Annotated in this window: 9 protein-coding genes and 1 tRNA gene; 6 read left to right on the forward strand and 4 right to left on the reverse strand. The window is 61.9% G+C overall.

The window, feature by feature from the left end:
- The first annotated feature begins 21 nt into the window (after positions 1 to 21).
- Positions 22 to 1374 (forward strand): tyrosine-type recombinase/integrase, encoded by a 1353-nt coding sequence (locus tag CVS28_RS05280; RefSeq protein WP_103480904.1) that lies wholly within the window; start codon positions 22 to 24, stop codon positions 1372 to 1374.
- Between the two features lie 104 nt (positions 1375 to 1478).
- On the opposite strand, the gene CVS28_RS05285 is transcribed toward CVS28_RS05280, so the two are convergent.
- Both CVS28_RS05285 and CVS28_RS05290 read right to left on the reverse strand, forming a co-directional pair.
- Positions 1479 to 1552: transfer RNA gene (locus CVS28_RS05285), tRNA-Thr, on the reverse strand.
- Between the two features lie 119 nt (positions 1553 to 1671).
- On the reverse strand, positions 1672 to 2571 hold the full coding sequence (locus CVS28_RS05290; protein WP_103480905.1) for a DsbA family protein: 900 nt from the start codon (positions 2569 to 2571) through the stop codon (positions 1672 to 1674).
- Between the two features lie 184 nt (positions 2572 to 2755).
- On the opposite strand from CVS28_RS05290, the gene CVS28_RS05295 reads away from it, so the two are divergent.
- The 5 genes from CVS28_RS05295 (at position 2756) to CVS28_RS05315 (ending at position 9032) form a co-directional block, all read left to right on the forward strand.
- Positions 2756 to 4213 (forward strand): alpha,alpha-trehalose-phosphate synthase (UDP-forming), encoded by a 1458-nt coding sequence (locus tag CVS28_RS05295; protein WP_103467482.1) that lies wholly within the window; start codon positions 2756 to 2758, stop codon positions 4211 to 4213.
- Positions 4203 to 4994, forward strand: coding sequence for a trehalose-phosphatase (gene otsB / locus CVS28_RS05300; protein ID WP_103480906.1), 792 nt, complete (start codon positions 4203 to 4205; stop codon positions 4992 to 4994). Before CVS28_RS05295 ends, otsB begins: the two co-directional genes overlap by 11 nt.
- A complete protein-coding gene (locus CVS28_RS05305) occupies positions 4991 to 6223 on the forward strand; it encodes an amidohydrolase family protein (RefSeq protein WP_103480907.1) in 1233 nt (410 codons plus the stop codon). Before otsB ends, CVS28_RS05305 begins: the two co-directional genes overlap by 4 nt.
- Before the next feature lie 193 nt (positions 6224 to 6416).
- Positions 6417 to 7517 (forward strand): ABC transporter ATP-binding protein, encoded by a 1101-nt coding sequence (locus CVS28_RS05310; RefSeq protein ID WP_103467490.1) that lies wholly within the window; start codon positions 6417 to 6419, stop codon positions 7515 to 7517.
- Between the two features lie 150 nt (positions 7518 to 7667).
- Positions 7668 to 9032: a DUF4032 domain-containing protein gene (locus CVS28_RS05315; protein ID WP_103467485.1), complete on the forward strand. Its 1365-nt coding sequence runs from the start codon at positions 7668 to 7670 to the stop codon at positions 9030 to 9032.
- A 149-nt stretch (positions 9033 to 9181) separates the two neighbouring features.
- Here the strand turns inward: CVS28_RS05315 and CVS28_RS05320 are convergent, their stop codons facing one another.
- Both CVS28_RS05320 and CVS28_RS05325 read right to left on the reverse strand, forming a co-directional pair.
- On the reverse strand, positions 9182 to 10576 hold the full coding sequence (locus CVS28_RS05320) for an FAD-binding oxidoreductase (protein ID WP_103480908.1): 1395 nt from the start codon (positions 10574 to 10576) through the stop codon (positions 9182 to 9184).
- A 76-nt stretch (positions 10577 to 10652) separates the two neighbouring features.
- Positions 10653 to 12518 (reverse strand): glycoside hydrolase family 13 protein, encoded by a 1866-nt coding sequence (locus tag CVS28_RS05325; RefSeq protein ID WP_103480909.1) that lies wholly within the window; start codon positions 12516 to 12518, stop codon positions 10653 to 10655.
- Between the last annotated feature and the right edge of the window lie 211 nt (positions 12519 to 12729).

A 12729-nucleotide genomic window follows, 5' to 3' on the forward strand; every position in this document is an offset into this window, starting at 1 on the left:
CTATGACAAGGAGCCCAATAGATGAGTAGACAACCTCTCCCTCTCGGTGCATGGGGATCCATCCATACGAAACGCTCATCAGCCAAGACTTGGCTGGCGGAGACCCGCTACCGTGACATGGATGGAAAAGTTCGCCGGGTGGAGGCCCGGGGGCCGTCCGCGGCTGCCGCACGCCGAGAATTGCAACAAAAGCTCGCCAACCGCAAGACCCCGCGATTCGGCTTGGTCACCAGCGCCGATAAGATCGACCGCCTCATTGAGATCTTTCTTGTTGACCTGGAGTCCTCCGACAGGGCAGATCGCACCAAAGACAAATATGCCTACATGGTGAAGAAGCACATCTCCCCCCGGATCGGCTCGGTCAGAATTGGCGAGGCAACCTCAGGTCTTGTTGACCATTTCATTCGCTCAGTAGTTGAGGAATCGGGGCCCTCCACGGCCAGAACTTGCGGCGCCGTGCTCTCTTGGATGTTCAAGGTCGCCCTCCGCCACGACGCCGTCGTCGTCAACCCCGTCCTCGGAGTATCAATTCCTCGGCTTCGTTCGAAGAAACCTCAGGCTCTGGATGCAGAGCAGTATCAAGACCTACGGAGGAAACTCATTGCGTGGGAACGAGCCTCGACGCTCGGCCGTCCGCGTTCACAGGAACTCCACGAAATAGCAGACGGTCTGGTCGCCCTGGGTGTTCGTCCGGGGGAGCTCTTCTCACTGCTATGGGAAGACCTCGATGTGGAAGCCGACCCTCCAACTATCTTCATCCACACCACAGTTATCAGAACCACCGTTGGCGGTGTCAGAATCCAAGACCATCCAAAGACCCGACATGGCATCCGCCAGCTCACGGTCCCTGATTTCCTGGTCAGGCAGCTTCGAAAGCGCCGTCTACGCCAATCAAGATCAGCGATACCCAACCCACTGGACCTGATCTACCCGTCCTCCACCGGTACTGTGATGGATGCGAACAACGTGGGCAAAATCTGGCGCGTAGCGTCGGACGCCATCGGGTACGACTGGGTGACACTGAAGACCTTTAGGAAAACCAACGCGACTATGATTGCGAGGACTATGGGGGCTGAGGCCGCCGCCTATCAGGCCGGCCATTCGAAGGTGTCCATGACCCAGGCGCACTACATTGAAGAACGCCGCGGCGCTTTGGACACCAGGGCCGTCGTCGACGCCTTCAAGCCGCAACGCAAAGCGCGACCAGCGCCTGACCAGGCTCAAACAGCTGACGGACAAGCATCACTTTTCGACGCACCCGCTCTGGAATCGGCTACCCAAGATCCATCGCCGGAGGCTGACAAGTCTCCACTTTTGGAGGATCATGAGCCTTATGAAGACCCTCCAAAAACAGCGGAAACTAGCGGAAAGTAACCAAAGTGGAGAGTTAATCTGGAGAGTTTGTGGAGAGTTAAGGACGAATGGCCCCTTTCGGGGCCATTCTCACTTCCAAAATCCCTGTAAATCCGGGCTTTTTGGGCCCCCTATCAGATTCGAACTGATGACCCCCGCTTTACAAGAGCGGTGCTCTGGCCAGCTGAGCTAAGGAGGCAAACGCAATCAAGCGCTAGACAAGGCTACCCTAGGAGCCGTCAAAAATAAAAACCGGCTCCCCTCCGCCAAAATAAGCGCAGGAAAGCCGGTTTCTACGGAGCATCTAGAGAGAAAAGATTACTTCTTGGCGGCCAGTGCCTTGGCCAGGAAGTCGTCGAACGTTTCAGGTGACTGCCACTGCGCACCGTCCATGAACACGGTGGGGGTGCCTGTGACACCGTGGACAGTTGCCAACGCCGTGGTGTTGGCCATGTACGGGCGGAAGGTCTTGGTATCAACACAGGAGCTGATGTCCGCCGCTCCCACGTCGGAGGCGTACTTCTTCAGGGTTGCGTTGTCCAGGCCCTTGCTGTTTTCAGCGGGTTGGTTGACGAACAAGAGGTCCAGGAATGCCTGGTACTTTTCCGGCGACTTGTCGGCAACACAGGCAGCAGCTGCGCCGGCGCGTGAGGAGTAGTTGGTGCCTGAGGAGAAGCGATCCAGGAAGCCCAGCGCGCGGTATTCAACGGTAATCTTGCCCTCGCTGGCCAAAGACTTCAGCTGCGGACCAAACTGCTTTTCAAACTGGCCGCAGAACGGGCACATGAAGTCGAAGTACACAACAGTCTGGATCGGCTCGCCGGTGGCGGAGGGCTGGATGCCAATCTTTTGCAGGTCAAAAGCCTTCTCAGCAGCAGCGGTGGGAGGCGTGCCCACCTTGTCGATGTCCACGGTGGTCTCCGTGGTGGTCGGCTTGATAACAGCACCATCGGCCCCGAGGGCAATGCCGCCATAAGCGTTCATATTCGTCGGCACGGGGCCCGTGGACGCCACCGGCTCGTTGGCCTTGTTCGTCTGAATGACTATGAGCGCAACAATCACCACAATGGCCACCACAGCCGCCAAAACGCCGCCACGTATCAGCCAGCCTTTGCGCTTTTCCTTCTTCAGCTGGGCATCACGAATCGTTTTGGCCTGCTCGCGCGCCAAAGCGGTGCGCTCAGCTTTGGACAACCGCGGATCATTTTTAGAGCTCATAGTTCCTCAAGTCTTTGGGCATGAAAAAGGGCCGTTCTACGGCGTGTTCTTGATTATCTTAGGGGAGAAACCTTGGAGAATGCTCTCAAGGTAACAGGACCGCACAAAATGCCACTTCATGGCAGCGCAGGCGGCCAAGCGGCTAAGCTGACACAAACCCTAGTCTCAACCACGGGAGTTGCACATGCCTGAAGATACTCCGCCAAAACAGCCCATCCACGAAGGCGGTTCGGACTTCGTTGTGGTCTCCAACCGCCTGCCGGTGGACAGGATTTCCACTGAAGATTCCGACGCCGGATGGAGACGCGCGCCGGGCGGCCTGGTCACAGCCCTGGCACCCGTGATGGCAACGCGCGACGGCGCATGGGTGGGCTGGCACGGTGCCCCCGACGAGGTGCTGGAACCCTTCCATCACGAGTCCATGGACCTCATCCCCGTCCCGCTGTCCAGCGACGAGGTGGAGCTGTATTACGAGGGTTTCTCCAACTCCACGCTCTGGCCGCTCTATCACGACGTCATCGCACCCCCTGAGTTCCACCGAACCTGGTGGGACTCTTACCAACTGGTCAACACCCGGTTCGCCGAGGCCGCCGCCCAGGCCGCAGCCCCCAACGCCACCGTGTGGGTGCAGGACTACCAGCTGCAGTTGGTCCCGCAATACCTGCGCGCACTCCGCCCAGACCTGCGCATCGGCTTCTTCAACCACATTCCCTTCCCCTCCCCCGAGATCTTCGCCCAGATGCCCTGGCGCAAGGCCATCCTGGAGGGGCTCCTCGGCGCGGATCTCATCGGCTTCCAACGCCCCAATGACACCGCCAACTTTCTGCGCTCGGCCAGGCGCTTCCTCGGCGCCGGCGTCAAGGCCAAACAGGTCCACGTCAAGGACGCCGCCGGCAGGTACAGCCACATTGCCCGGGCAGAGCCTTTCCCCATCTCCATCGATGTGTGCCAAATTCAAGAGCTGGCAGCCCGCCCCGACATCATTGCCCGCTCACAGCAAATCAGGGAGGACCTGGGCAACCCCAAGACAATCCTCCTGGGCGTGGACCGGCTGGATTACACCAAGGGCATCACACACCGACTCAAGGCCTACGGCGAACTGCTTCTCGACGACAAGGTCAAGGTGGAGGACGCCTCCTTGATTCAGGTGGCCAGCCCCAGCCGCGAGCGCGTGGAAACGTACAAGCAGCTGCGCGAGGACGTGGAAGGCATGGTGGGCCGGATTAACGGCCAGTTCGACACCATCCAAAACACCGCCATCCGCTACCTCCACCACAGCTACCCCGTCGAGGAGATGGTGGCGCTCTACCTGGCCGCCGACGTCATGCTGGTGACTGCCCTGCGCGACGGCATGAACCTGGTGGCCAAGGAGTATGTCGCCGCCCGCACCAACAACACCGGCGCCCTGGTGCTCAGTGAATTCACCGGCGCCGCCGATCAGCTCAAGCAAGCACTGCTCATCAACCCCCACGACATCGACGGCCTCAAGAACACCATCGTGCGGGCCATCGACCTGCCCAGGCGCGAATCCGGCCGCCGCATGCGCGCCATGCGCAAGCAAATCCTCGCCCACGACGTCCAGCGCTGGAGCGATGACTTCCTGAACACCCTGGCCCAGAAGGCAATCCGCGATGACAGCTGACCTGCCGGGCGACCTCCGCGCTGCAGTCATCGCGCTGGCACAAACACCGCACCTTTTGGTGGCCTTGGACTTTGACGGGACCATGGCCCCCATCGTTGACCGCGCAGAGGACGCCCGCCCCCTCCCCCGCTCCGCAGCAGCCCTGGCAGCCTTGTCTGCCTTGGAACGTACGACGACGGCACTTGTGTCCGGGCGCGCCCTGGCCAGTTTGCGTGTGGTCGCCGCTCCACCGGAGCCGACACTTTTGGTGGGCAGCCACGGGGCGGAAGTACATCTGGGTCCTAGCTCAGCTGAGCTAAAACCCTCCCTTCGCCAAGCAACTGCCCTGGCCGAGGCCCGGGCCGCCGTTGCCCAGGCAGTGGCGCTGTACCCCGGCACCATGGCGGAGCAAAAACCCGCGGGGGTGGTGCTGCACTACCGGCAGGCCAGCGAAACTGACGGCCAAGCCGCCGTCGACCTTGTTAACCAGGAACTGGCACAGAACCCGGCGTTCACCATCACCACGGGCAAAATGGTGCTGGAGATTTCTGTGGTCTCGGCCAACAAGGGCGAAGGCCTGGCCACGCTGCGGGAGTCCACCCAAGCAACGGCAACGTTCTTTGCCGGTGACGATGTGACGGACGAGCACGCCTTTGCCGCCCTCCTCCCAGGAGATGTGGGCGTCAAAGTGGGCCAAGGCAACACCTGCGCCCACTTCCGCATCGAGTCTCCCCACCAGCTGCCCGCAGTTCTTGAACTATTGCTCGCCGCCCGCACCAACGGCGGCACGCACAACGCATGAAGGGCACCACCTTGAACTCCGCCGTCATTCGTGAAGTCCGCCCCTGGGGCGGGGACCTCAGCGATGTCACGGTGGTCGATGGCCACATCAGCGCAGTGACGCCACACAACCCGGCCGCTGCGAACGGCGGCGAAACGGTGGTGGAGGGTCGCGGTCGGCTGCTGCTGCCCTCCTTCTCCGACGTCCACGTGCACTTGGACTCCACCCGCCTGGGCCTGCCGTTCCGGGAGCACACGGGCGCGCCCGGCGTCTGGGGCATGATGATGAACGACCGCAACAACTGGCGCAACGCAGAGACCCCCATCGGCGAGCGCGTCGAGACCGCCCTGCGGATGATGATTGAACGCGGCACCACCCGTGTCCGCAGCTACGCCCAGGTGGATGTGGATTGCGGCCTGGAGCGCTTTGAGGCCGTGGCCGCCGCCCGCGAAACCCACAAGGACCGTGCCGAGGTGAAAATCATTGCCTTCCCGCAGGCAGGCCTGCTGCTGGAAAAGGGCTCCGCCGAGCTGTTGCAGGAAGCACTCAAGGCCGGGGCCGACGTGGTGGGCGGAATCGATCCCTGTTCCCTGGACCGCGACCCCGTGCGGCACCTGGACCTTGTCTTTGGACTGGCCGAGAAGTACCAGCTGCCCATCGATATCCACCTGCACGAACCCGGCGAGCTGGGGCACTTCAGTGCAGACCTCATCGCCGAGCGAACCCGGGCCCTTGGCATGCAGGGCAATGTGACCATCTCCCACGGCTACCCGTTGTGGGGTGTCAGCGAGGCCCGCACCCGGGCGCTCATCGAGACCTGGGCGGAGCTGGACATCTCCACGGCAACGGTTGCCCCCGGCACAGGCCACCACCCTCCCCTAGCGCAACTGGTCGAGGCCGGCGTGCGCGTGGGACTGGGCGAGGACGGCCAGCGCGACTACTGGTCCCCCTACGGGAACGCCGACATGCTGGCCCGCACCTGGCAGCTGGCGTTCGTCAACGGCTTCCGAGCCGATGAGCTGATTGAACACGCCGTGGCCGTGGCCTCCATGGGCGGGGCGTCCATCCTGGACCGTTCCACACCCAGGCTGAGCTCCGTCGCCGATAGACCCGGAACGCAAGTCTCCGACGCCGCAAGCTTTGTGCTGGTAGCCGGGGACTCCGTGGCGGCGGCTGTCATGGACAAGCCTGAGGATCGCACCGTCCTGCACCGTGGCCGCGTGGTGGCGGATCAACTCGAGCTCGTGTAGTAATTAAGGTGCAGTAAGTAATAAGTATGGAAAATTGACACAAATACCAGAAGTGACTTCGGTCATAGGGAAAATGTGTCATACTTCATAAGTCAGCCCGCGCTGCCCTAGGTAGTCTGCGGTCTGATGGAATTACCAACCATTCACTTGAGGATCGTTCGGCACGTACCTGCCGATGAAGGGATTTATTGCTGTGGCTACAGTAACTTTTGATAACGCAACCCGCATTTACCCGGGAACCACCAAGCCCGCTGTTGACAAGCTCAACATCGACATCGCCGATGGCGAATTCTTGGTTCTCGTTGGACCCTCCGGTTGTGGCAAGTCCACCTCCTTGCGCATGCTCGCCGGCCTGGAAGATGTCAACGCCGGCCGCATCCTGATTGGCGACCGCGACGTCACAGACGTTCCGCCGAAGGACCGCGACATCGCGATGGTTTTCCAGAACTACGCGTTGTACCCGCACATGAGCGTTGCTGACAACATGGGCTTCGCCCTGAAGATTGCCGGCATCTCCAAGGAAGAGCGCGCCAAGCGCGTCAAGGAAGCCGCAAAGCTTCTTGACCTTGAGGCATACCTTGACCGCAAGCCGAAGGCACTCTCCGGTGGCCAGCGTCAGCGTGTTGCCATGGGTCGCGCCATTGTGCGTAACCCGCAGGTCTTCCTCATGGATGAGCCGCTTTCCAACTTGGATGCCAAGCTCCGCGTTCAGACCCGTACGCAGATTGCTTCCTTGACCCGCCGCCTGGGCGTCACCACCGTCTACGTGACCCACGACCAGGTTGAGGCCATGACCATGGGTGACCGCGTTGCAGTCCTCAAGGACGGCTTGCTGATGCAGGTTGACACACCGCGCAACCTTTACGATGCACCGCAGAACGTTTTCGTTGCAGGCTTCATCGGCTCCCCCGCCATGAACCTGCTGGAACTGCCCGTTGTTGACGGCGGTGTGAAGTTCGGTGGATCAATTTACCCCGTACAGAGCGCTGTCCTCGGCGAAGCCGCAGGCAACACCGTCACCGTTGGTGTCCGTCCCGAAGACCTCGAGCTGGTTGGTGCCGGCGAAGGCTTGGCTGTTGAGGCCGACGTCGTAGAAGAGCTCGGTGCCGATGCTTACGTTTACGGCCACGCAATCATCGATGGCAACGAGCGCGACATGGTTGTCCGTGTCGACGGTCGCCGCCCACCGTTGAAGGGCGACACCATCCACGTCCGCCCCCAGGTTGGCCACGTGCACCTCTTCGATGCAACCTCCGGCCTGCGTTTGGGCGACAAGGCTGTAACCCGCGACTAGTCCCCACCTGCTCCCCAACTGAAGCCGCTGGCGCGTCTTTAGTTGGGGCCCCTCGCAGGCGTGGGCCCACCACGAGTTGTATGGCGCGGTTGCTTGTTGGACTTTTCCAGCAGGCAGCCGCGCTTCACCATTTAAGAGAGAATTTGTATTATGACTGAGCAACCAGGCGCCAAATGGAACCACGAGCCAACCGACTTTGAGCAGATTGGTAAGTTGCCCAGGCAAAGTGCGCCGCCCGCGGCCGTGATGGGTTCCTTGAACATCATCGCTGCCTCCGCCGATCCCGGCCTGCTGGACCTCCCCTGGCACATCAAGCTCGAGGAATGGCCTGCCGCCAACCTGGCGGCACTCCCCCGCGGCATCTCCCGCCATGTGGTCCGCTTTGCCCACCTGGACGGTTCCGTCATCGCCATCAAGGAAACCTCCGAGCATGTGGCCCGGCATGAGTATCACATGCTGCGCAAACTGGCCCGCCTGGACGTGCCCTGCGTTGAACCCGTTGCCGTCATCAGCGGCCGCACCACGCCCAGCGGCGCACCCCTGGACCCTGTACTGGTCACCCGGCACCTGAAATTCTCCCTGCCGTACCGCGCCCTGTTCTCACAGAAGCTGCGCCGCGACACCCTGACCCGCCTCATCGACGCCCAGGCGCTGCTGCTGGTGCGCTTGCACCTGGTGGGCTTCTACTGGGGCGATGTTTCCCTCTCCAACACCTTGTTCCGCCGTGACGCCGGCGCCTTTGCCGCGTACCTGGTGGACGCCGAGACCGGTGAGCTGTACCCGGACCTGTCCACGGGGCAGCGCGAGTACGATCTTGAAATTGCCAGGGTCAACATTGCCGGTGAACTCATGGACCTGCTCGAGGGCGGGCTCATCGAGGAAAAAGTGGATCCGGTGGCCACCAGCGAGCTCATCATGGAAAGCTACCGCCGCCTGTGGGCAGAGCTGACCGAGAAGGAGTCGTTCGAGCTGGAGGACAGGTGGCGCGTGGGCGCCCGCATCCGCCGCCTCAACGAGCTGGGCTTCGATGTTGAGGAATACGCCATCAAGACCACCCCCGACGGCTCCACCATCCAGCTGCAGCCCAAGGTGGTCGACGCCGGCCACCACCAGCGCCGTCTGCTGCGCCTGACGGGCATCGACGCCCAGGAGAACCAGGCCCGGCGCCTGCTCAATGACATGGACTCGTTCCGGAACGACGTTGCCCCTCCCCTGGATGAGGAGATCAGCGCCCACCAGTGGGTCAGCTCCATCTTTGAGCCCATTGTGCGCTCCATCCCGCGCGAACTGGGCGGCAAGCTGGAACCGGCCGAGGTGGTGCACGAGGTCCTGGAGCACCGCTGGTACAAGTCGCAGGAGGAGGAACGCAACGTGCCCCTCGCCGAGGCCGTGCAGTCCTACGTGGACAACATCCTGCGCTTCCGCCGGGACGAGGACGCCATCATGCTCAGCACCGACACGGCGACCATCAAGATGCTAGAAGGCGGAGTCCTCCCAGACGCAGCGTTCGAATAGCCCACTCACCCTTTCGACGCTCGCTCACATCCGGGGCACTTTTTCCCGACGCTCCTTCACATCGGGGCACTTTTTGGAAACGCTCGCTCACCACCGAATCCGTTAGTGAGCGAGCGTTCTGAATTATCGCCCCGTATGTGAGCGAGCGTCTAGGAGGCGGCGGGGATTGCCTTGCCCGGGTTGAGGATTCCTTGCGGATCAAAAAGTGCCTTGATCTGGCGTTGCATCTCCAGCACAGGCTCGGCCTGCTCAAGCCCCAACCACCGCAGCTTGTACTGGCCTATGCCGTGTTCGCCGGTAATAGTGCCGCCCAACTCCAGCGCCTTGTCAATAGACTCGTCCAGGGCGGCATTGAGTGCCTTGATACGATCGGGCGCAAAAGTGGGCACAGAGAATGTGGGGTGCAGGTTGCCGTCGCCGGCATGGGCAATGACCTGCAGCTCAACATCATGGCGTACGGCCATCTCTTCCAGCGCGGTGATGTAGTGAACCAGCTGTGACCGCGGCACAGCCACGTCCTCACCCACCCGGTTCTCAGCGTCCACGTCCAGGCCGCGGTTGTTGCGGCGCAGGTCAACCAGGCGTTGTGCTTCGGCCGGATCCTCGCGGCTGACAGTGCCACCGAGTGCCTCCAAAGCAGAAGCCGCCAAGGTCTCCTCCTGTTCGGCGGCCAAACCGTCAAACTGGATCAGCAGCAGCGCGGTTCCGCGCTGCGAGAGGTTGCTCCCGTTGCGGATGTCCAGTTCCTTCAGGGACGGCCCGTCCAGCAATTCCAGGATGCAGGGCTGCACACGCGCCGCACCCAGCGCCAGTACGCCCGCAGCAGCCCGCTGCACATCGGGGAAGAAGACAGCCAAGGTGCGCACTATGGTGGGCAGGTACTTCAACCGCACAATTGCCCCCACAACTATGCCCAGGGTGCCTTCCGAACCCACAAACAGGCTGGTCAGATCGTAGCCGGCCACGCCCTTGAACGTCCTGTGGCCCGTGTGAATGAGTGAGCCGTCAGCCATGACCACCTCGAGGGACAGGACGGCGTCGCGGGTGACACCATATTTGGCGCAGCGCAGGCCACCGGCATTAGTGGCGATGTTGCCGCCCACAGTGGAGATCTTGAAACTGGCCGGGTCCGGGGCAAACATCAGGCCAAACTCGGCAACCGCTGAATTGAGGTCTCCGTTAATGACTCCGGGCTCAACCCGCGCAATTTCATCGGCAGCGTTGATTTCCAGAATCTTGTTCATCCGGGTCAGATTCAGCACCACGGCGCCGGCCGTAGCGTGCGCGCCACCCGAGACCCCCGTGCCGGCGCCACGGGTGACCAGCGGAACACTGTGGGCGGCTGCCGCCCTGACCACTGCCTGCACCTGGGCCACCGTCTCAGCCCAGACCACGGCAACGGGCTCATGGTAGTCCGTGACGGGACCCTGATCTATGGCGTAGGTCTGCAGATCACTCTCGGCAACACTGATTTGGTCCCCTCGCAAGGTTTCCCGCAGTTCATGTGCGAATTGCTGGTTGAGATGTAATTCTTGTACCGCCATGGCTGCGCAGAACCTTCCGTCAATGCCTGTGTGTGCTCCTTCCAGTCTAGAAGAAGCACACACGCTGGCTGCATTGCTAGGACGACGGCGGGATACTCACCCCGGGCAGGCGCCAGACATACGCTCCCGGACCGGCCAGAGCCAGGTCTTGTGCCACTTTGAACTCGCCCGCAGCGAAGGCCGGGGCTGCGTTGAGTGCCTGACTGCCGGCAAGGTCAAGACCCAGATCATCAAAGTCCAGGCCCACCATGTCAGCACGCGTTGCAATAACCAAGAGCGACTCCTCAGGTGACTCACGCACAAAAGCCAGCACATCGCCGTCGGCCATTAGCCAACGCATGCCACCCTCTGCCACAGCGGGACTCTCATGGCGCAAGGTGGTCAAGGATGCGTATGCGGCCCTCAAGTCGGTGACAATCCGTGCGGGCTCATTCCACGGCATGGGCGTGCGTGAGGACTCACCCCTGTCACCCTCCAAACCAAACTCGTCACCGGAGAAAATGACAGGGATGCCGGGCAGGAGCATGGACAGGGCGGCCGCCACGATGGGCCCGCCGGGGATCATGACGCTGGCCGCACGCGCCGTGTCATGAGTATTCAGCGCATTCATGGTGGCGTTGCGCACCGGCCAGCTGAAGGCGCTGGACAGATCCCTGTGCGTGGCAAGGACCACCTCGGCATTTACCTTGTTGGGACCGGGCAACGGGGTCCCAAAGAAGTCCACGCGCGCGCTGGGATCGGCCAGCCATTGCCACATTGGCCGGGTGAAGTTGGAGTACGTCATGGCGCCCTGCCAGCCGAATCCATCAACGTCAGCTCCGGCGTCGGAGGTCTCCTCACCCAACAACAGTGCGTGGGGATTGAGTTCGAGAATTCTGGCCTGGATCAGCGCGGCAACCTCACGGTTCATGTCCACGGCCCCGAGCCGGCCCGTCATGTTGCCGACGTCAATGCGCCAGCCATCCAAATTGAAGGGGGCCTTGAGCCAGTGCGCCACCACAGAATCTTCGCCGGTGACAAACGCCTCGCGCAGCGCATCCGAGCCCCAGTTGATCTTCGGCAGTGACTTTACGCCCCACCAGCACTCGTATTCGCTGTGGTCTTCGTTGAAGTAAAAGTAGCTCGCTTCAACAGAGTCTGGATCTGCCTGGGCACGCGTGAACCACTCATGAGCGTCACCAGTGTGATTGGCTGTCAGGTCTCCCATGACTTTCATGCCGCGGGCATGGGCGGCCGTCACCAGCCGGATGAGGGCCTCATCGCCGCCCAGAAGCGGATCCACCGAGTGGAAGGTTGAGGCGTCGTAGCGGTGATTGGAACGGCCGGGGAAGAAAGGGGTCAAATAGACAATGTCCACGCCCAGTGCTGCGAGCTCGTCCAGCTTCTCCGTCACGCCGTCAAGGTCGCCGCCGTAGAACTGCCGCGCCACGTCCGGGCCGCTGCCGTGGACGGGCGTCTGCCAATCACACGCAACAGCCCACTCCGGGGTGGGCCGCTGCGCGGCCTTGGCGGATCTGGCAAAACGGTCAGGGAACACTTGGTACATGACTGCGTCGCGGGACCACTCGGGGGCATCCCTTGCGGTGGTGACACGGAAGTCGTTGTAGTCCGAGGTGTCCCTGTCGTGGGGGCCGGCGTTGTTCAAGTGCCAATAGCTGGAACCCTCGCCCGCCTCGCCGGCTACTTCAATGACGAATCGGTACAGCGCCACGGGGTTGACGGCCAGTATGGCGGCCTCCCACCACACCCAACCGTCAGTAATACCGAGGACCTGAGCCTCGTCGTAGCGGGGCTCGGCATCCTGGACGTTGCGCACCCAAACCCGGGTTGCAGCGCCCCACGACTGCGGAATACGCATGCGCAACGTGCAGCGTTCGCCCAGGAGCCCTTCGCCTTGTACATACATCGCGGACCCGTCGTGATGCGGCGTCAAAACAGTCATGATTCACTCTTCCCAATAGCAAGCAATGCGCCCACCATATATCGACCAACTGAAGAGTCCTGCACCGCGCTCTTTGTATTACGCGTTAAACGACGGTGGCCACCGTGGTGGGGTGGCCGTGAGGGTGTGTGGTTGTTAAAGCAAGGGAGGCCCCACACCGTGGTGTGGGGCCTCTACCTTTTTTACGTGTTGTCCGGCGGTGTCCTACTCT

This window comes from Arthrobacter glacialis (assembly GCF_002909415.1).
Classification (GTDB): domain Bacteria; phylum Actinomycetota; class Actinomycetes; order Actinomycetales; family Micrococcaceae; genus Specibacter; species Specibacter glacialis.